Here is a 20,945-nt window from a genome sequence, read left to right as displayed (position 1 = left end):
GCATGAGAATTGACCGCGTGTAAGACGGGCTTGGATGTATTCGTAACGACGACGAGTTATTTAAGGGGAAGAGGGGCAAACCGAATGTTTGAAGTGAAGCTTTCGAGGTTGAGAAAGCATGCAAAGTCGTCAGCAAACGCCTATAGGAATCTCTCTGAACTTAGAAAAGGAGAGAAACATGAAAAAATTAAATTTAGCAATCATTACATTATTGCTTGTGTTCCAAACCGTACTTTCACCGATATCCGTGTTTGCGGAAGAAGGAGATTCTACTTTACCTCCATCAGTGGAATCAGGAAATGATGGAACTACTTCCGATACGGCGGGCACAGGCGACTCGGATCCAGCAGTGACAATACCTGGGGAAACGGGGGAAGCTGATGGAGCTGATTCTGGTAGTGACTCAACTGAAATACTGCCAGAGGAAACAGAAAATGATGATGTGACGGAAGGTGAAGAAAAACCAAGTGAAGAGGTAACTGACACCAATACACCGGAAATAGCACCAATGAACATAGCACCATTAGCGTTAACTGCAGGTGATATGCAAGGTGATGTAGTTGGATTATCTGCCGGCATTCGACTAACAGGTCCGACTGGCGATGTGATTACTGATTCTTCACAAATTCCTGCTGACACTGCACCTAAAAAAGGTCAAACAGTTTATTTAAATTATGAGTTTGGCGTGACACCTACGCAAGATTATGGTGTAGGCTCTACATTTGCGTTTAACTTACCACAATATATGATTGAACAAGTAGATAACTCTTTTTCTGGATCGAAGTCAACGGATTATGCTACTTATTCTTATAGCTATGCTGCCGGTAAAATTACCGTAACATTAGAAAGTGAGATAACAGATGGGGTTGATGGAAATATTGACTTCAACTTCATGGCCAAGTTTGGCAATTTCCAAGATGAGTCAACACTTGATCAAGTATTGGTGATGCCTGTGTTAGGTGGTAATGCGGCTGTTACATTACCTTTTAAATTCAAACCACTAGGTAGTGGTGATCCAATTACTAAAACTGCTGGTACGATTACTCGTGCAGCGGATGGCGCTGAAATGGATTGGACAGTCTGGGTAAACACAGAAGGTAAAACAATCGTTTCAGGTGCTACAGTAGCGGATACGCCCGATGCAAACCATGCTTTCAAAACAGGAAGCTTGCAAGTTGAGAAATATCCAATTGGATTAAATGGTATTGATAAGAGTAATCCAGGAACGCCAGTAAGTTATGACAGTGGTTCTACAGAATTTCCTGTCGCTTTAGATGCTGGGGATTTTGCATATAAGCTGACGTATAAAACGAAAGTAACAGAAGATCCAACAAGCTCAAATATGACGTATAAGAACACAGCAGAATTTACAAACAATGGCGTTTCTAAAACGAGCCCAGGACAAACGAATATCACTTATGGACCAGCCTTACTAAAAACGATTACGTCTAATGATAAATACGAAGCATCTTGGGAAATTAAGTATAACTGGTTAGGAGAAGATCTTAGCAAAAAAACTTCCAAAACCTTAACGGATTCAATTCCGGCAAATAGCAAAGGTGCAAAGCACGATATACAATATGATGCTAATTTCCAAGTGTACCGTGTAACATTAAATGACAACGGTCAAACAGCCGCTTCAGAAACATTGTTAATAAAAGGTACAAATTACACTTTAAGTAATGATACGGCCCAAGGATTTACAATTGATTTTTCAAATGATGTTGCCTTGAATCCTCGAGCAGCCTATTTGATTAAGTATAATACGAAGTTTGATCAAGAATTCGTGACAGATGCGAACGCAGGAAATATAACAAACACTGTAACGCGTTTAGACGATAATAGCTCAAAATCAGCAACTGTCAATATTACATCAAATATCTTTACAAAAGAAAGTGGTGCGATTGACTATGTCAACAAAACGATTACGTGGAAACTGACAATTAACGCTGAAAAACCTTTAACAAACTTTGTGATTGCAGATACTATTTCAACGAAAAATGCGAACGGTAAAACGTTAAAGCATAAATTAATGTCGTGGGATGGTTCTAGTAAGGTATTCCATGTAACAAATGGTTCCGCACCAATAATTAATAGTGGTGGGCAAGTAGGCGATGAAGCATTTACTATGACATTCGCATCTATCCCATCAGGAAATGTAACGATTGAATACAAAACGAAGTTTGATATTGAGTCAAACGGTGGGGTGGCACTTAGCTATGACAACGTAGCAGACGCTACATGGGATGGACAAACAAGTACAAATAATGAAGCGCAAAAAAGCGCTACTTTTAAACCATCTGCAACATCACCTACAAGTAAAAATGGTTATAAAGACAATGCAATTGTGGATAATAACAAACAAGAGTTTTCTTGGAAAATTGGTGTAAACATCAATAAGCAAAATATTGAAGGTGCAGTACTGACAGATACATTAGGTACAGGACATCATATTGTTATTCCAGAAGGGCAAGATTTAAAACAAGCTATTACTGTGAGTCAATTAACATTAGGTGTTAATGATGAAAAAGGAAAAAAGGGCAACCCGTTAGATTCTACTAAATGGGATGTAGCATCTGTTCAGAAAGATGCTAAAGGAAATGTTACAAGCTATAAACTAACATTTACAGGGTTAACTACTGCAGAGAATAACGAAGCGTATTTAATAGAATATAAATCGAAAGATTCGGACGATGTTTACGGGAATGGTAGTACGACTCCTCGAACATATACGAATAAAGCGGTTTTAGATACACCAGATAATGGTAGCTATTCATATGATTCAACAGCAACGATTACAGATAAAGCGAACAAGTTAATTGTTAAGACAGCTAATCCACAACCAGCATCAGATACAATTGAATGGACTGTTACAATTAACGAATCGAACTCAAAGCTAGGTAACATTACGTTAACGGATAAGCCATCTAGTAACCAAAAGTTATTAACAAACACATTTACAAAGCAAGAAATCAAATTAAAAGCAACAGGGCAAACACAAACTGTTGGAGCAGCTGTTGCGATAAGTCCTAATGATATTAAAATCCAGGCAGATGGTTCATTTACATTAGATTTAGGAAATGTGGATGGCAATGGTTACATCATTAAATACAAAACATATTTTATGGGTGATCCTAATGCTGGCGAACAAGTTTCAAACGAAGCATCCATCAACTATGCTGGTGCAACTTCAGCCGGTACATCGTCCTCGGGCGGAGATAACAAGCTATTTAAATACAGCACATCTGATACAAATGCTTCAGGCAAAAAAGGTACATTTAAAATTAAGAAGCAAGGTGTAAACCCTAATACAGGTGTGACAACAGCGCTTAATGGCGTAGAATTTAAGTTATATAACCGTGATGGATCCATTGTTTTAGCTGAAGGTACGACGGATGATGGTGAACTTACATTCGATAATTTACGCTATGGTATTTATAAACTAGAAGAAAAAACACCAACAGGCTATAAAGCAGTTTCAACAGTTGAAATTAGGTTTAATGATACGAACAACTTCGAGGTAACAAACAAACCTTATACAATTATTAACGTTGAAGATGTTGCACCACCAGCGAATGCCTGTGCGGAATTTGAATTAACTATTAAAGATATTGATGGTGCCTTCATAGCTGACCAAAATGTAACATTTGAAGATGCAAATGGTACTGTTAAACATACAGGTCCAACTATTGGTGGAGTTGTCAAAGTTCCGAACACTGTATTGGCGGGTCAATACGATGTTTATGATTCAAATAATATTTGGCTAGGGAATGTGACTGTAAAATATACTGATGGCTGTAAAGATGAAATTGCACCATTACCAGCATGTCCAGTATTTACAATTACATTGAATGAAAACAAAGCAGGTGTTGACGTACCTCGTCCAGGTGTTACTGTCACATTGAAAGATTCAGTTGGTAACAAAATCATAACAGTAACAACAGATAAACATGGGAAATTTACTGTACCGTCAATTCAAGTAGCAAATGGAGTTAAAGCAGGCGAATACTATTTATATGAAGGTAATCAATTCTTGAGTAAAGTTGACATTTCCTATAAAGGTAATTGTGAGACTTCTCTTACACAAGCACCAAAATGCAAATCGTTTGAACTAACTGTAAAGGATGTTGACGGTAACTTAGTTGCCGATGGTACTTCTGTAACAATTAAAGATGCTGATGATAATATTGTTGCTACTAAAACTACAACTAACGGCGTTCTAGAGTTAACGGATTTAGATCCAGGGATTTATACAGTAGTAGTAGATGGCAAAGAAATTGGCAGTTTCCAATCTAATATAGATTGTGAAGCGTCAGTGCAACCAGCACCTTCTTGTCCACAATTTACTTTAACGGTAAAAGATGAAAATGGAAATGTACGTCCTAATGTAAGCAACATCATTATTAAAGATAAAAATGGGGCAACTATTGCTGCCAATAAAACAACAAACGCATTAGGTCAAATTACAATTCCATCTACAAATATTCCGTCAGGTAAGTATGATGTATATCAAGGGGACCTATATATTGGTCAAATTACAGTTCAATATTCAATTTCTTGTAACGCGGAAATTTTAGCAGCACCTACATGTCCTTCATTTACATTGACTGTACAAACTGCATTTGGCACACCTCTTGCAAATGCAGAAATAACAGTAAAAGATGCCAATGGTATTGTCATTAAGGATGCAGCGAACAATGAAAATTTAACTACTAGCATTGCAGGAACAATTGTTTTACCAAACAAGGCAATTCAACAAGGAACGTACAATGTATATGAAGGCAGTCGTTTAATTGGCTCATTCACAGTTAAAGATACATGTTCTGCACTTGTAAAACCGTCATTACCAGGTGGAGGCGGAGGCGAAGGCTCGACACCGGATCCAGAGAAACCAGTGGATCCAAACAAGCCAACACCAGATCCAGAGAAACCAGTGGATCCAAACAAGCCGACACCAGATCCAGAGAAACCAGTGGATCCAAGCAAGCCAACACCGGATCCAGAGAAACCAGTGGATCCAAGTAAGCCAACACCGGATCCAGAGAAACCAGTGGATCCAGATAACCCGTCAACGAATCCAGTTGAGCCAGGTAATCCAGAAAATCCGTCAACAGATTCAAAAAATCCAACGACACCTGGAAAACCAGAAACGTCTAAACCATCTGTACAAGATGTTATTGATCAAGGTAGAAACTTACCGCCTTACAATCCTTCTACTGCAAATAAAGACACACTAGATGCGTATAAGGATTTCCTTGATAAATATAATAATTTATCAAAAGAGGATCAGGCGAATGTTGCAAAAACACTTGATATTAATAAAATCAAGGAAGATGCGAGACGTTTGGAAGCTCAATTAAAAGCACAAGGTAAACTGCCACAAACAGATGGAGCAAATCAAACAGCACTTACTCTAACAGGTGTCATGCTTGTTTTAGGTGCATTGTTCTTCTTGCGTCGTCGTAATGCAGAAATGAAATAATGTACAATAATAAACCCCCAAGACTGAACTGCACCCCAATTGTTAGACACATCTAACAATTGGAGGTACAGTTCAATTAAGCCTTGGGGGTTTTTCTATACTAAAAAGCTTCCGATAGCTTTGCAGGAGCATTATTCAATGGATATTGCTCCACAAAATCTGCTTGGATAGCAAGGCGTTTTGTGCCATTATCCGCACATGTAATAAGGGTCAAAACAGTTTGATTTGGGATCTCATCAATGACATACACATCTGTTGCTGCAATCACTTTTTTTGTTGTTAATTTGTATTCATAAATATTTTCCAAATCCGTTATGTAAATTACATCACCAATGTTTGCTTTATATAATGGACTGAATAATATATTTTTTTCTTCAAAATAATGACCGGCTAAGGCGTAATTGCCTTGTCCTAATTTTTGATTAGACTTCATGGTACCTGCTCCGACTGCAAGAGAAGCATTGCCGACTCCTTTGATAATAGGAAGGTGCATGTCTACATTAGGTATGGCAATACTTCCGATGACAGGTAAATGATCGACCTGTGTCTGTGCTTTTAAAACGTCTGTGATGGACAAAGATTGGACATCTTCGAATTCAAAATTTGCACTTGCATTATTGTTCATTTGTAACTCTTCTGCACTGTAATCAGTCGTATTTAGCTGTTTACTTAAATGAGCGATAACTGCATTTTGGATAGGATTAATAAAAATAAGTAGTAAACCGATAATCAGCATACAAATGAGTAGTGTCATTTTGATTATTTTCATATTTTGTATGATCACTTCCTTAAATATTTAAGAATCGCCGGTAAACCGCTGTGAATCGCTGATAGAAGCGGGGAAATCGCCGGTAAAATCCCGTGAATCGCCGGTAGAACCCGAGCAATCACCGATAAACCAACACCAATCGCCGATAGAACTAGTAAAGACTAAAAAAAGGGTAGAGCGGTATGTTGCTCTACCCTGGTTATTGTTATTTATCGCTGAAGCGGACGCCTGCAACACCGTAATGGTTTTTAGACATTTCTTCGATGAAAACTGTTACGTTTTCAACTGGTGCGTTTACTGTGCGTGAAACGGCTTCTGTTACTTCTTTTACTAGTGCGCGTTTTTGCTCCTCTGTACGACCTTCAATCATTTTTACTGTTACGTATGGCATAATAGTGCCTCCTTTTAGAATTATGTTGTATAGTTAGTTTATAAGAAATAATAAACTTCTTACTTATGCACAAAAGCGCAAGAATATGCTTTACTTTATAATAGCAGAATGGAGGGAATTAAAGTATGGCAAATGAAGAGAAACCGAAACAAAAAATGGGCTTTACAATTATAAAAAATGACCCGACAGATGGCCATAAAGGATATGGTATTGGTTCGCTTTCGTTAGAAAACGTATCACCGGTCATTATTGATATAGAAGAAGGTAAGGCTTCAGTTGAAGTAGGTGCGATGCATGCACGTAGCGATATTGAACGAGGCATCAAATTTACGACAGATCGTGCTGATTCAGAGGGGGGAAAACCTTACTGGTTAATATGGGTAACGATTGATCATAAAGCAGACGGTCCTTACTATGCAGGTGTAACAGCATGTGAAATGGTAGTAAATCGTGAAAAACGTCGTGGGTATAAAATTTTAGCTGATCACGTTAATAAGATGGATAAGTCGATGAAACGACAAATTATTGTTGATCATATGGATGAAGCCTCTAAAAAAGTGTTAGCTTCTTTCTTAGCGGAGCTCAATCCGGAACTTTGGAAGCGCAGTGACAATCAATTACGTCAAGACTTATTTGTATAAAAGACCATCAATGATTGAACAATCTGTGACATTTTGCAATCGCTTTCGATATTAGGTTGAAAGTAGATATGAAAAAAAGTACACTTGATTCAGAGCTTACATTTTAGTAAGCTAGGACACTTGGTTCCAAGAATGTGATGAGGGCTATGCGACATTTGACAACCCAAACCCAAGCCAAATGCCCCATGATTCTCATCCTTTCCCGGGCCAAAAAAATAAGAAAAGCTTTCTGTTCCCACGGACACGTCTCCGGGGAAGAGAAAGCTTTTCTTTTTTCGCTTTATGTCGATAACTTTGTCGAGAGCTTTTCAATAAAATAAAACGACTATTCGAGAAAAAGGTTGCGCATTATTGTTTATTTTTAAAGAACGGAATCATATTCCAAAATTCTCCCCACGTATTGCTATCAAGAATATCAAAGTTAGTACATTTTTCAGTTGGTACATCTTTGGTATCTAAATAAACGAGACGTTGTTTAGGGCAGGCATCTGTAGCAAGCTTTCCTGTTTCAATATCTATGACAACGCCTTTAACACCTTTTGGTTTTGAGAAGTCCTCGTTTTTAGTACCTTTATTTACATTTTCCATAAAGTCAATCCATATTTGCTTTGTAGCAGCTGTATCTTCTTTCGTAGAAAGGTTTTTACCTTGATCGTAGCCGTTCCAAACACCAGCCGTTAAGCTTGGTGTAAATCCGATAAGCCATTGATCACTATTTGTCGAGCCAGACTTTGCAGCATACGTATGAGTCATGCGTGAACGAATGCCAATCCCTGTAGCAGGAGAGTAATCACTAAATACAGGATCGAAAATGCCAGTCATCATTTCTGTTAGAATATAGGAATTTTCTTTTGAAATCACCGTTTCATCCTGTTTTTCAACGTTCTTATTATCGTAAATAATGTCTCCATTGGCATTTTTAATGGAGATAATCGTTGTTGGAGCTGTTTTTTGACCTTCTGATGCTAAAATATTATACGCATTTGTCATTTCGTACAGTGTCGTTTCCATTGTTCCAAGAGCAAGCGATAAATTGTCCTTCGTACCAATCGATACTCCAAAGCGGTCCGCTATATTATGAAATGCTTTAAATCCGATATCCTCTAATGTTTTAACTGCATAAATATTATCGGAAATCGCAATGGCTTGTGCCAACGACATATCATGGTCGGCAAATTGACCGTTTACGTTTTTAGGAGAGTAGGTTCCACGTCCATTATCATAAGTAAACGTTGTTTGTCCTACATCTAAAAACGTTAAAGGCGTATAGCCATTTTCTAATGCTGCTGCATATAAAACCGGCTTAATAGTTGATCCCGGTTGACGTTTTGCTTGTGTTACGCGGTTAAAAGAGCTAGTGGCATAATCCTTCCCGCCAACAAGTGCTGTGACGGCGCCAGTTTTAGATTGCATACTAACAAATCCTGTTTGCAAATCATTAGCGGGCATATTTTTAGCTACTGCTTCTTCCGCAGCTTTTTGGTGGCCAAGGTTAAGGGTTGTTTGAATAGTCCAACCACCTTCGCTTATGTCTAGATTTTTTTCTTTTAAAATTTCACTTGCTTCTTGCCAAGCAACATCTAAGAAATATGGTGCAACAGATTTGGAAGCAACCCACATATCATTTTTTAAGACAAGCTGCTCTTCCTCAGCACGTGTTTTTTCATCTTGCGTTATTGCTCCTTGGTCTGCCATCAGTTTCAAGATCACGTGCTGGCGATTAGTAGCTTTTTCAATATTGGCGATTGGCGAATATATACTTGGACCTTTAGGTATGCCTGCAAGCATAGCAGCCTCTGCGAGCGTCAAGTCTTTTGCAGATTTCCCGTAATAATAACGACTAGCCGCTTCGATCCCGTACATTCCGTGTCCATAATATACAGTGTTTAAATAACCTTCTAATATTTCGTCCTTGTTATAAAAAACTTCTAATCTATAAGCATACAACGCCTCATTTGCTTTTCGAGTCCATGATTTTTCATGAGATAAATATAAATTTCGAGCATATTGTTGGGTGATAGTACTTGCCCCTTGAACTTTACTTCCGGCTTTAATATCAACTAATACGGCACCAGCAATACGAGAAAAGTCAAAACCGCCATGTTTGTAAAAGTCTTTATCTTCAACGGCCACTGCTGCTTTTACTAAATAGGGTGATATTTCATCAAGCCCAACCCAATAGCGACGTTCATTCGTAAAGTGGTCTCCAATTTGGTTCTCGTTTTCATCTAAGAAAATAGAGGCTTTCGGTACAGTTAATGGCGGTGCACCGGCCACTTGAACATAGACGCGTAGTGCAATAAATGCTACTACTATTGCAGATGCAAAGGCGACAAAAAGTGTAAGCGCTTTGCGTGAACGCTTCACACGCTTTTGCTTACGTTGATAGATTTTTCTTTTCATCCGACTTCACCTCGTTTTCTAACAACTTGAGTTTAGTATGTGTCTGAATATTCTTCTTTAATCGGAATTCTAAGCAAAAACTATTGCACTTTATTCAAAAACATCTATACTTTTTTTGTACTGATTTAAAACGCTAGCATTCGACAAGTGCATTGCAATTTGTAGATTTTAATTGAAATTTGCTAGTCGTTCCAATAATGTATACGAGGATTGAGTGAATGAGGTTTCATTACAAACCTGTAAGTCCTCAATGAGTAACAAATATAAAAACTGAATTTCATAGGAAGTTCAGATATTAATGGAGGCTAAATATGAGATTTGATGAAGCTTATTCAGGGAATGTTTTTATAAAAAGTCATCCTACGTATGAGGATGCTCAGGCAGTTATTTACGGCATGCCAATGGACTGGACAGTTAGTTATCGCCCAGGTTCACGTTTTGGCCCTCAACGTATTCGTGAAGTATCAATTGGTCTAGAAGAGTATAGTCCATATTTAGATCGCGAGTTAGAAGAAGTGAAGTATTTCGATGCAGGGGATATTCCGTTGCCATTTGGTAATGCACAACGTTCTTTAGATGAAATTGAGAAATTCATTGTGAAGCTATTAGAAGACGGTAAAATTCCTGTCGGCATGGGCGGCGAGCATTTAGTATCTTGGCCTGTTATGAAGGCAGTTTCTGCAAAATACGACGACTTAGCAATTATTCATTTTGATGCGCATACAGATTTACGCGTCGAATATGAAGGGGAGCCACTTTCACATTCAACGCCAATTCGTAAAATTGCAGAGCATATTGGACCCAAAAACGTCTATTCATTTGGTATTCGTTCAGGTATGAAGGAAGAATTTGAGTGGGCGAAGGAAAACGGCATGCACATTTCAAAATTTGAAGTACTAGAGCCGTTAAAAGAAGTGCTACCAACATTAGCGGGACGAAATGTATACGTTACAATTGATATCGACGTACTAGATCCAGCGCATGCGCCTGGTACAGGTACAGTAGATTGTGGAGGTATTACATCTAAAGAGTTGCTAGCTTCAATTCACGCAATTGCTGCAAGTGGCGTGAACGTTGTAGGCTTTGACTTAGTTGAAGTTGCACCAATTTATGACACATCAGAAATGACAGCCAACACGGCGAGTAAATTATTACGAGAAATGATTTTAGGCTGGGTGAAATAATAGGGGCTTTGTGAATGTTTATATGAAGCGATTTTGAGTGGGGTTAGCTATGTAGCTAGCCTCATTTTTTTATGTAAATTGTTTGAGAATTGTTTGAGTGCCTGGCACCCTAAAAGATAAATGTTAATAGTGAAATATTAACATTTGTCAGTATTTTTAATGGACACTCCTTTTTATAATTAAAAAGATATGTTAAAAGTATTCAATGAAAAAATATTGAGGGAGTTTTTATGTCATCTGAATAATGTGTATGCAATGAGAATAAAGGATTAAACAAGGAGAAAAAAGCGATTAAGGAAATAAATTGGAATTCAATTTAAATTATTAGCGTAGTGATTTTAGAAAATTTAATAGAAAGGGAGTATGTATGATGAGAAAGAAGATAGCTTCGATTGTTAGTTTATTGCCTTTGGTAGTTAGTTTGGGCATAATCTTTATTTTTAGTAATCAAGATGTAGCTTTTGCCAATAACAGTTCGGTACCAATTTATGTAACTGAGGACACGACAATGGTATACGAAGGTATTGATGCTGGATTTGCTTATGAGGATGGGACCCTGGGATATCTTGATGTAGGCTTTCAGGGAACATATGGTACGCCTTTGGAGGTTCAAGTATTGCTCAAGTTTCAGTTGCCTCCCATTCCTGCAGGGTACGAGGTTGAAAGTGCAAATCTTTATATTCCTGTAACAGGTGGTACTCTCCAAGCAACAACTAATTTTTCACTAAAAGTTTCTACAAGTACTGATCATAACTGGATTCAAGATACTGGGATAACATCACCACCAGCTCCTACTTCAGGATCTACCCAATCAAGAATGCTAGCCAATAATGTCACTATGCTTAAACCTACGCTAGCGCCATTTGATTTTACTAGCTATATATCAGAGGAGTCCACGAAAGCTGATTCTAGAGCAACCTTTATTCTTTCAGGAATGACTGCTCAAGAAGCTGCTCAAAACGGAATACTATTTATGGACCATTATATACAAATGACGGAATCTAATATGCACGGCGGTAGTCGGGGTCCATATTTAATTATTACATACTCCGAAATTGTCGACATTCAGGTAACAGGAGTTCAAGATGGTGGCCTATACAGCACGAATGTAACGCCACAGTTCAACATTGGCACAGCAACTTTGAATGGAAGTCCATTTACAAGTGGAACACAGATTACTGCTGAAGGTTCATATACATTAACAGTTACAGCAGGTAGCCGATCAAAAACCTTTCACTTTCAAATTGATAAGACCCCTCCGACAGGGACGGTAATTGTAAATCAAGGCAACCTATATACAAATAGTACAGGTGTATCCGTTTCAGTAATGCCAGATGTGGGTGTAAATGATATTACACATATTCGTTATGCGGTTAATGGAAATCCATTTACACAAATCCCTTATGTTTCAAGCTTTATGCTAGGTATAGGAACTGTTAATGGAGAAAAAATATTGACCTTTAAGCTTGTTGATGGAGCGGGGAATGAATCTCCAGAATATCAAAGAATCATAACTCTGGATACAATCGCCCCTATTGTCAAAGGTGTAGCAAACGGAGCGAGCTATAATGCTAAGCAGGCAATAACTTTTAATGAAGGTACGGCAAAATTGAACGGCAATCTCTTTATAAACGGCTCGTTTGTAGACGCGGAAGGCTCCTATGTGCTCATTGTTACGGATGGCGCTGGTAATACTACAACCATTTCATTTACCATCGATAAGACCGCTCCTATTGTCAGCGGAGTAGCGGAAGGAGGAAGTTACAATTCCTCAAAGACGATTACATTTAACGAAGGTACTGCAACACTAAATGGTAGTTCGATTGCGAGTGGGGTGTCTGTAGACGCGGAAGGCTCCTATGTGCTCGTTGTTACGGATGGCGCTGGTAATACTACAACCATTTCATTTACCATCGATAAGACCGCCCCATTTGTCAGCGGAGTAGCGGAAGGAGGAAGTTACAATTCCTCAAAGACCATTACATTTAACGAAGGTACTGCAACACTAAATGGAAATCCGTTTGTGAGTGGGATGTCTGTGGACGCGGAAGGCTCCTATGTGCTCATTGTTACGGATGGCGCTGGTAATACTACAACCATTTCATTTACTATCGATAAGACCGCTCCTATTGTCAGCGGAGTAGCGGAAGGAGGAAGTTACAATTCCTCAAAAACCATTACATTTAACGAAGGTACTGCAACACTAAATGGTAGTTCGATTGCGAGTGGGGTGTCTGTAGACGCGGAAGGCTCCTATGTGCTTGTTGTTACGGATGACGCTGGTAACTCAATTACCGTAACATTCAGTATTAATAAAACAGCTCCGCTTAAATATACAGTAAAATACGACGGAAACGGAGCAATTGGAGGACAAGCACCAGTCAATAGTCAAACTTATGAAAATGGACATAGCGTTATAGTAGCTGATAATACTGGCAATCTAGTGAGGACTGGATTTACGTTTAGTGGTTGGAATACAAAAGCAGATGGCAGTGGGATAAACTATGTGGCAAATAACAAGTTTACTATTAACACCTCCAATGTCACACTATATGCCTTGTGGAAAGTTAATCGTTATATATTATCATTTGAATCAAATGGAGGCAGTGGTGTCACGCCTCAAAATGTATCATACAACGTAAAAATAACAGAACCAACTGTACCGACGAAACTAGGTTATACATTTGGTGGATGGTATAAAGAGGCTACTCTTATTAATTCGTGGGATTTTATAAAAGATACGGTAGTAGGAAATACAACGCTATATGCGAAGTGGATAGAAAATAGTCCATCAGGTGGAGGTGGTGGATATATTCCAACGCCGGAAACAAAACCAAATCCTAAACCAACTCCAGAGATCCCAGTAGAGCCAGAAAATCCTACAGAACCTGAAGTACCAGAAAATCCAACACCAACAATAACATTCAGTGATATTTCTACAAACTGGGCAAAAGAAATGATTGAGGATATAGCAATGCGTGGAATAATCAATGGTTACCCAGACGGAACATTCCGTCCAAATGATTCAATTCAACGTCAGCATGTTGCAATTATTATTGCTCGTGCCTTTGAGTTAGTACCAAGTCGCGAGATAACGCCATTTAATGATGTTGCAGCAAACCATCCATACTATGAGGGCGTTATGAAGTTGCAGCAGGCAGGGATTATAGATGGTTCCAATGGATTCTTCCATCCAAGCGAATCATTAACACGAGCGCAATTGGCAAAAATAATAGTGTTGGCATTTGGATTGACTTCAGAAGGGACAAGTCATTTCGAAGATGTTCCTACAACACATTGGGCTCATGATTACATTGCTATTCTCGAAAATTACGGGATTGCGTTAGGGGATAATGGCAGTTTCAGACCGAATGAACCTGTCACACGTGCGCAGTTTGTTGCTTTCTTATACAGAGTGCTTCATTTATAACATTCACTCGTTTTGTCAAAGAAATTATTCTTTTTTATTACGTTTTGATACAGCTTGTTAATAAATTTTAAATAATATAAAGCGAAAGAGCATCTCCAGTCTTCATTGGGGATGCTCTTTATTAAGTTACCTAATAAAAGATAATGGAGTTAGCTATGAGCTAGCCTTATTTTTTATGTGAATTGTTTGGGAATTGTTTGAGTGACTGGCACTTAAGATAATTGTATTTTTCAGACATACCATTTAAAGTATGCGTTCGCGTATCTTGTTGTCTTAACGTCAAGTATTGATGTGCGCTGAGCAAGACTGCTTGAAGAAAGTCATATTCGTTGCAAACACCTTTAGTGATTTTCCCCGTACCATGCTTTGAAGAAAAAATGACTAAATGATTTGGCTTCGTCATAATTTTTTCTAAAGTCCATTGGATATCATTTAATGATATATCCGTTTCACCAAATCCATTGTGTAAGTAATCAATAACCATCGATAAAAACCCTGGCCATAGTAAGTCACAATCGTCCCAATCTAACAACGACGTAATGTGAACACCATCAATTTCTACAATAATAGCACCATGTAAAAAATGACCTTTACTTTTCGTTAGATTTTTTGCAAGAATCTGTAGTGCATTGTTACTTTGAATACTTGTGAATTCCTGTTGAAGCTGTTCAATCGTATGTGAATAGAAACTTTTTGTTTCGATTGCAATAAATGTATCAATTTTAATCATATATACCACCTAGCCGATAGGATAGAAAGTCGTAACTCGATTTTTAGATACTACTAATCTATAAGCTTGCCCCTCAATCATTACATCTATTCTTCCATAGCCGTTTAGATCAATCTTATTTCTATTTTGGTTTATGATTTGAATTATTTGTGATCTAAGTTGAGGAGTCGTGATGTTAGGATTAAAAAGGGTTTTATCAGTTAAACCTGTCCAAAAGCGTGGATGGTGATTTTGTAAAATATGCACCATACTACTTCTCTGTAAAAGCACTGTATTACCATTTCCGATATTTACAGTAGCAGACTGGAATGCTATCGTTTCTACTTGTGCAGCACTAGCAGGTTGTTTTTTAAAGATTTTTGAACCGAATTTAACTACGTATTGACCACCTGATAAAACAACTCTAGCTACCAAATGCCATAAGCGTGGTTGAATTTTGGGGAAATCTTCTTCATTAATAATATGAAACTGCTCATCATAGACTTCTCCAGGCTCAAGATCTACTATTTCAGCATTTTCGTCTTGTTCTTCAAAATAAATAGGGAAACTATCGTTTGAGTTTTCAAAATTCGTTTCTTCCCATCGGACGGATTCCCAATCAAAATCTGTGTTGTGAGTAGCGTTGTTTATTAAATCGAAATCACTTGTTGTCGTATTTGCTAGTGCGATACTACTGCTAATAGGAGTAAGTACAATTGAAAAACATAAGTAGGAAATTAAAATATAAGCTATTTTTTTCAAAACAAATTACCTTCTGTTTATACTAAACATTCTTTTAATGATAATTTGTTATAACAAATTTACTTATACTCGAGTTATTTAAAAAATATCATAACTATAACTATTATTTCAATTATTTTGCGGTCAATAATTTGAAAATTATAAAAATAAACAGTCCGTTGAGCCAAATAATTTTTGAACCGAAAAAGTGACTATTTGAAATTTAAATTGATCATTTTTTCTTAAATAGAATTAACCTCCTAACTCAGCAATTGCCTCCAATCCAATTAAGCAGCCATGGCTTAATTCTTTAATCGGGATAATTGCACGTGCAGGCTTATGAGTACCGAAAAATTGTGCATAGGCTTCATTTACGTTCCCTCATAAATCAGAGTGTAATATAAACTCTACACATGACGACAGCTTCTTTAGTAAGGCCACTTGCTTGAAGAATAGCCTCTATTTTTTGAAGAGCCATTAACGTTTCAGCTTGAATGCCACCCGTTGCAGGTTTTCTAGTAGCTAGATTTACTGAAGTTTGCCCCGAAATATACAAATTGCCGTTGCTAATGATTCCTGGTGAATAATGTCCAATGGGTTCTTTATCTATTGATACTTGTTTCATAGCAATAGTCTCCTTATAAATTGTGTAATTGATTTAACCCAACATTGCCGCCTGAAATAAGGAAGCAAACGTGATCGCTTTTACTTATAGGTAAATTCCCTTGAAGAGCTGCCCCGATTCCGATGGCAGACGAGGGCTCAGCCATTATTTTGCCTTCTAGTAGTAATGTCTTCATCCCACTAACGATAGAATCCTCGTCTACCCGAACAATATCATCGACTAGCTTTTGAACAATCGGGAAGTTTCGCTCACCAGGTTGTAAAGGTAGGAGTGCATCTGCTAAAGACTTTTGCTCTTTTAAAAGTAATCTTTCACCGGCAATTAAGCTATCTGCATAGCGAGAGACAACAGCTGGTTCCACGCCGATGATTTTAATATGAGGTGCTAACGATTTTACCGCAGTTGCGACACCACTTATTAGCCCACCACCGCCAATTGGTATAACGATTGCATTAGCTTGAGGGAGTTGTTCTAAAATTTCTAATGCTACCGTTCCTTGACCAGCCATAATGTCATAATCATCATAAGGATGAATGATGGCATATCCGTGTTCTAAGCTAAGTTTTTCCGTTATATCGTGTCTTTCAACAAGCTTACATTGTACAACGTTTGCACCTAGTGCTCGAATACCTTCAACTTTAATAGTTGGTGCTGAATCTGGTAGCACGATTGTTGCCGGAATATTTAATAGTTTGGCTGCGAAGGCAACCCCTTTACCATGATTACCTGACGATGCCGCAACAACGCCCTGTTGTAGTTGTTCAAGTGGCATCGAGAGCAATTTATTCAGAGCACCACGCAATTTGAAAGAGTTTGTTTTTTGCATATTTTCGGCTTTAATTGAAACATTGCAATTTAACAGTTCATCGAGTCCATGTAAGCGAATAACAGGTGTTTCATAAATATAAGGTGCAACTTTCATTTTGGCAGCTTGGATTTTCTCAAGTGTTAACATACAGCAATCCTCATTTCTATTAATGGATTGAAAATTCTGAAATTATAATATAAATGTAGTGTTATAGTGAATATCTGTCAACGACTATTAGTGGAGAGGAAAAGAAAAAGAATCTGCGTTACTATCGCAGATTCTCATGTATTAGACCAAGTATTAGTTTTCTGTGTGGAAGTCAATATTATTGGCGTGTAATACTTTGTTGCCACCTGAAGCTTTTATATCGGTTGTAACTTGAGCAGCGATAATGGCAAGTTCATCAAACTCTACACCGTTATCAGGACTTGAGCTAATACCGATGGAAACCGTTAATGGCGTAGTTTGCACAGTATTAATGTTGAAAGAATAAAGTGCAATTTGATGTCGCAGTTTCTCAGCATGATATAGAGCGATAGCTGGTGGGGCATCCTTTAATATAATATAAAATTCCTCCCCTGCAACCCGTGCAGCAATACCGTTTATAGCTTCTACATAGTCATTAATGATTGTGGCGAGTTGTTTAATAACCCCATCACCAGCTAAATGGCCATACTTGATATTAATTTCTTTCATATCATCGACGTCAAAATGGAGCACTGAAAAATGGTCCGTTTCTAAAACCATTCCTTGCGCAAAGGATCGAATTGCCAAATTATTTGGGAGCTGCGTTAAATAGTCCTTTTCTTTAAGATGGTAGGTGAGTTGTACCTTTTCACTTGTCGCTTGTAAACGTTTAATAACAGTGAAAATTGTAAAAAATGTAAAAATTGCATAGGCAACGAACCCTAATATAATCTTTATTTTTAGTATAACTGGTAAAGCGACAATAAGAACTAACATCATAGTAATTTCAATCGTCAGGCTATAAAAATAGGCTGTTAATGTGTGAAAAGTAATGGGTTTTTTTAATGCAAAAAGCGCAAGAACAATAGAAATTACTAATAAATTAATATTTGATAAACTTGTTATCGATAGTACTTCTTGTGTAGGGATGATGATTAAGCTTCCTATTGCCATGATTATGCCACTAATAACAATCGACCACGGGCCACCGATAAGTCCGCTAAAAAGAAGAGGGACGATATGGATGTTTATAAGTGTTCCATTCAAATAGTTTAACGAAATGCCACTTAGTATAAGACCTGTTAGACCAAAAGAAATACCCACCAAAATGGGTTTAAAATCTTTAATTAGTGATTGTCCTCGAGCCGGATGTGTAAATGGCCAATACGTTAAAATGATTAATGTAAAGGTAATACAAAAGCTGACAAAAATGTGAAGTAACATCTATAATTGTAGTTCCTTTCTCGAAGATCTATAAATAATAGTAAATCTTTTCACTTTGTCTGCCAATGCTTGAAAACATTACTCACTTCTATCTTGAAAAAGAGTAGACATTCATCCTATAATAAAAAGGTTATAGTAAAAAGAATAAAAGGGAGCGTCCATGATGGTGAACGAAGAAAAATCGCAGGTGAACATTAAGCTCATTTCGACGATTCGTCCGATTGATGGGGAGTCCGAAACCCTTGAAATGTGGTTAAATGGGCAGCTAATAAATAAAGCAGATTCCCTATATTTAAAATATGAAGAGATGCAGGATGAAAAAACAATCCGCACGACGATGAAGTTAGACAAAGAACGGGCACTTATTATGCGCGCAGGAGCAGTAAAAATGCGCTTACCACTCAACATTTTTGAACAACAAATAGGCCAATATGAAAGTGAATTTGGTTCGATGCCACTCGTGACTCAAACGAAAAACATGTTATTTACTAGACATGAAATGCGTGGAGATTTTCATGTGCAGTATGATTTACTAATGGGTGGACAAAATGTTGGCAATTATACATTAGACATTACATTTACGGAGGTACAATGATGAACGCAGTAGAACAAGTACAACAAGCCATTAAGACGGCGATTGCACAGGCTGTTGAAAAAGCTGGCTTAGTTGAAGCTGGCACAGAGTTAACGATTCACTTAGAAACACCAAAGGATAAAGCAAATGGTGATTATGCAACGAATATTGCAATGCAGTTAACGAAACTAGCTAAAAAGCCACCACGTGCGATTGCAGAAGCAATTTTAGAAAACCTTGAAACTGAAGGTACTGATATCGAGAAAATTGATATCGCAGGTCCTGGCTTTATGAATATAACTGTCCGTAAAGATTTCTTAACAGGTGTTGTAACAGCTGTCCTTGAACAAGGTACAGATTATGGACGTTCAAATGCAGGAGCTGATGAGAGAGTACAAGTTGAATTTGTATCAGCAAATCCGACAGGTGACCTTCACCTAGGTCATGCACGTGGAGCATCTGTAGGGGATTCATTGTGTAATGTTTTAGATATGGCTGGTTATGCAGTATCTCGTGAGTACTACATTAACGATGCTGGTAATCAAATTAATAACTTAGCTTATTCATTAGAAGCGCGTTATAAGCAAGCTTTAGGTCTTGCTGCAGATATGCCAGAAGATGGTTATCATGGTCAGGATATTATCGATATTGCAGGTAAATTAGCGAGTGAGCATGGTGATTCGATTTTATCAAAATCTGATGAAGAGCGTTTTGCATTTTTCCGTCAACATGGTCTAGCATTAGAATTAGATAAATTGAAAACAGACTTAGCGAATTTCCGCGTGAATTTTGATGTATGGTATTCTGAAACATCATTATATGAAAACGGCAAAATCGAAGTAGCATTAGATAAATTAAAAGCAAATGGCCATGTTTTTGAAGAAGATGGCGCTACTTGGTTCCGTTCAACAACATTTGGCGATGATAAAGATCGTGTATTAATAAAAAATGATGGATCTTTCACATATTTAACACCTGATATTGCTTACCATGAAGATAAAATTGTCCGTGGCTTTGATAAACTAATTAACATTTGGGGTGCTGACCACCACGGTTATATCCCACGAATGAAAGCGGCTATTCAAGCACTTGGTTATGACCGTGACACACTTGAAGTAGAAGTTATTCAAATGGTTCAGTTATATAAAGACGGCGAGAAATTTAAAATGTCGAAACGTACAGGGAATGCCGTAACGATGCGTGAGCTTGTTGAAGAAGTGGGATTAGACGCAGTGCGTTACTTCTTCGTGAAAACAGCTGGTGATTCACATATGGACTTTGATCTTGATCTTGCGGTATCACAATCAAACGAAAACCCGGTATATTATGCTCAATATGCGCATGCGCGTATTTCTTCAATTTTACGTTCAGCAACGGAACAAGGCTTTGCTACATCAACAAATAATTTAAGCCTGTTAACTGCTGAAAAAGAAATTGATTTATTGAAAAAAATTGGTGATTTCCCGAAAGTAGTGGCGGATGCAGCAAAACACCGTACGCCACACCGTATTGCCAACTATATTCAAGATACGGCAGCTGCGTTCCATAGCTTCTATAACGCTGAAAAAGTATTAGATGCTTCGAATAAAGAGCTAACAGAAGCACGTTTAGCACTTATTACGGCTGTACGTACTACTATTGCTAACGCATTACGTCTAATCGGCGTATCTGCACCTGAAAAAATGTAATATGATTATTAGACCCCGACACAATTGCGTGTCGGGGTTTTTTATTCGGTGGAAATTGTTTGAGTGCCTGACACTACTTTCCGATGGAAG

14 protein-coding genes are annotated in these 20,945 nt (G+C 37.8%); 6 read left to right on the top strand and 8 right to left on the bottom strand.

What is annotated here, in order from left to right:
• The first annotated feature begins 178 nt into the window (after positions 1–178).
• Entirely contained in the window at positions 179–5,482 is a 5,304-nt protein-coding gene (locus tag ACQKNX_RS16485; protein ID WP_427429813.1) for a collagen binding domain-containing protein, read from the top strand.
• A 100-nt stretch (positions 5,483–5,582) separates the two neighbouring features.
• Here the strand turns inward: ACQKNX_RS16485 and ACQKNX_RS16480 are convergent, their stop codons facing one another.
• Both ACQKNX_RS16480 and ACQKNX_RS16475 read right to left on the bottom strand, forming a co-directional pair.
• On the bottom strand, positions 5,583–6,251 hold the full coding sequence (locus ACQKNX_RS16480; RefSeq protein ID WP_427429812.1) for a class A sortase: 669 nt from the start codon (positions 6,249–6,251) through the stop codon (positions 5,583–5,585).
• 205 nt (positions 6,252–6,456) lie between these two features.
• On the bottom strand, positions 6,457–6,642 hold the full coding sequence (locus ACQKNX_RS16475) for a 2-hydroxymuconate tautomerase (RefSeq protein ID WP_024362848.1): 186 nt from the start codon (positions 6,640–6,642) through the stop codon (positions 6,457–6,459).
• A gap of 125 nt (positions 6,643–6,767) precedes the next feature.
• On the opposite strand from ACQKNX_RS16475, the gene ACQKNX_RS16470 reads away from it, so the two are divergent.
• Positions 6,768–7,283, top strand: coding sequence for a YwhD family protein (locus tag ACQKNX_RS16470; RefSeq protein WP_427429811.1), 516 nt, complete (start codon positions 6,768–6,770; stop codon positions 7,281–7,283).
• Between the two features lie 348 nt (positions 7,284–7,631).
• Here ACQKNX_RS16470 and ACQKNX_RS16465 read toward each other — a convergent pair whose 3' ends face one another.
• Positions 7,632–9,686, bottom strand: a complete 2,055-nt coding sequence (locus ACQKNX_RS16465; protein ID WP_427429810.1) for a transglycosylase domain-containing protein — start codon at positions 9,684–9,686, stop codon at positions 7,632–7,634.
• A 311-nt stretch (positions 9,687–9,997) separates the two neighbouring features.
• Here ACQKNX_RS16465 and speB point away from each other — a divergent pair, with 311 nt between their 5' ends.
• A complete protein-coding gene (gene speB, locus ACQKNX_RS16460; RefSeq protein ID WP_069512861.1) occupies positions 9,998–10,870 on the top strand; it encodes an agmatinase in 873 nt (290 codons plus the stop codon).
• A gap of 370 nt (positions 10,871–11,240) precedes the next feature.
• Positions 11,241–14,300, top strand: coding sequence for an S-layer homology domain-containing protein (locus ACQKNX_RS16455; protein ID WP_427429809.1), 3,060 nt, complete (start codon positions 11,241–11,243; stop codon positions 14,298–14,300).
• A gap of 166 nt (positions 14,301–14,466) precedes the next feature.
• Here ACQKNX_RS16455 and ACQKNX_RS16450 read toward each other — a convergent pair whose 3' ends face one another.
• The 5 genes from ACQKNX_RS16450 to ACQKNX_RS16430 all read right to left on the bottom strand — a co-directional run bounded on the left by ACQKNX_RS16450 (position 14,467) and on the right by ACQKNX_RS16430 (position 18,593).
• Complete coding sequence (locus ACQKNX_RS16450) at positions 14,467–15,030, bottom strand: hypothetical protein (RefSeq protein ID WP_427429808.1); 564 nt, start codon at positions 15,028–15,030, stop codon at positions 14,467–14,469.
• A gap of 9 nt (positions 15,031–15,039) precedes the next feature.
• Positions 15,040–15,771 (bottom strand): hypothetical protein, encoded by a 732-nt coding sequence (locus ACQKNX_RS16445; protein WP_427429807.1) that lies wholly within the window; start codon positions 15,769–15,771, stop codon positions 15,040–15,042.
• A 367-nt stretch (positions 15,772–16,138) separates the two neighbouring features.
• Positions 16,139–16,375, bottom strand: coding sequence for a RidA family protein (locus ACQKNX_RS16440; protein ID WP_427429806.1), 237 nt, complete (start codon positions 16,373–16,375; stop codon positions 16,139–16,141).
• Positions 16,376–16,388: 13 nt separating this feature from the next.
• Positions 16,389–17,330, bottom strand: coding sequence for a threonine ammonia-lyase (locus ACQKNX_RS16435; RefSeq protein ID WP_427429805.1), 942 nt, complete (start codon positions 17,328–17,330; stop codon positions 16,389–16,391).
• A gap of 153 nt (positions 17,331–17,483) precedes the next feature.
• On the bottom strand, positions 17,484–18,593 hold the full coding sequence (locus tag ACQKNX_RS16430; protein ID WP_427429804.1) for a GGDEF domain-containing protein: 1,110 nt from the start codon (positions 18,591–18,593) through the stop codon (positions 17,484–17,486).
• 160 nt (positions 18,594–18,753) lie between these two features.
• Between ACQKNX_RS16430 and ACQKNX_RS16425 the strand changes: the two genes are divergently transcribed.
• Positions 18,754–19,188, top strand: a complete 435-nt coding sequence (locus tag ACQKNX_RS16425) for a DUF1934 domain-containing protein (RefSeq protein WP_427429803.1) — start codon at positions 18,754–18,756, stop codon at positions 19,186–19,188.
• Positions 19,188–20,855 carry an arginine--tRNA ligase gene (gene argS, locus ACQKNX_RS16420; RefSeq protein WP_427430030.1) on the top strand — a complete coding sequence of 556 codons (1,668 nt, stop codon included), beginning with the start codon at positions 19,188–19,190 and terminating at the stop codon, positions 20,853–20,855. The genes ACQKNX_RS16425 and argS overlap by 1 nt, the downstream gene beginning before the upstream one ends.
• The last annotated feature ends 90 nt before the right edge of the window (positions 20,856–20,945 follow it).

This window comes from Lysinibacillus sp. NPDC093712 (assembly GCF_050280025.1).
Lineage (GTDB): Bacteria > Bacillota > Bacilli > Bacillales_A > Planococcaceae > Lysinibacillus.
The sequence above is the reverse complement of the archived record's forward strand: the minus strand, read 5'-3'. Positions and strand labels throughout refer to the sequence as shown.

Bases quoted from the DNA above. Each gene is read 5' to 3' on its own strand.
- ACQKNX_RS16485 (WP_427429813.1), top strand. From the start codon at position 179: ATGAAAAAATTAAATTTAGCAATCATTACATTATTGCTTGTGTTCCAA.
- ACQKNX_RS16480 (WP_427429812.1), bottom strand. From the start codon at position 6,251: ATGAAAATAATCAAAATGACACTACTCATTTGTATGCTGATTATCGGT.
- ACQKNX_RS16475 (WP_024362848.1), bottom strand. From the start codon at position 6,642: ATGCCATACGTAACAGTAAAAATGATTGAAGGTCGTACAGAGGAGCAA.
- ACQKNX_RS16470 (WP_427429811.1), top strand. From the start codon at position 6,768: ATGGCAAATGAAGAGAAACCGAAACAAAAAATGGGCTTTACAATTATA.
- ACQKNX_RS16465 (WP_427429810.1), bottom strand. From the start codon at position 9,686: ATGAAAAGAAAAATCTATCAACGTAAGCAAAAGCGTGTGAAGCGTTCA.
- speB (WP_069512861.1), top strand. From the start codon at position 9,998: ATGAGATTTGATGAAGCTTATTCAGGGAATGTTTTTATAAAAAGTCAT.
- ACQKNX_RS16455 (WP_427429809.1), top strand. From the start codon at position 11,241: ATGAGAAAGAAGATAGCTTCGATTGTTAGTTTATTGCCTTTGGTAGTT.
- ACQKNX_RS16450 (WP_427429808.1), bottom strand. From the start codon at position 15,030: ATGATTAAAATTGATACATTTATTGCAATCGAAACAAAAAGTTTCTAT.
- ACQKNX_RS16440 (WP_427429806.1), bottom strand. From the start codon at position 16,375: ATGAAACAAGTATCAATAGATAAAGAACCCATTGGACATTATTCACCA.
- ACQKNX_RS16435 (WP_427429805.1), bottom strand. From the start codon at position 17,330: ATGTTAACACTTGAGAAAATCCAAGCTGCCAAAATGAAAGTTGCACCT.
- ACQKNX_RS16430 (WP_427429804.1), bottom strand. From the start codon at position 18,593: ATGTTACTTCACATTTTTGTCAGCTTTTGTATTACCTTTACATTAATC.
- ACQKNX_RS16425 (WP_427429803.1), top strand. From the start codon at position 18,754: ATGATGGTGAACGAAGAAAAATCGCAGGTGAACATTAAGCTCATTTCG.
- argS (WP_427430030.1), top strand. From the start codon at position 19,188: ATGAACGCAGTAGAACAAGTACAACAAGCCATTAAGACGGCGATTGCA.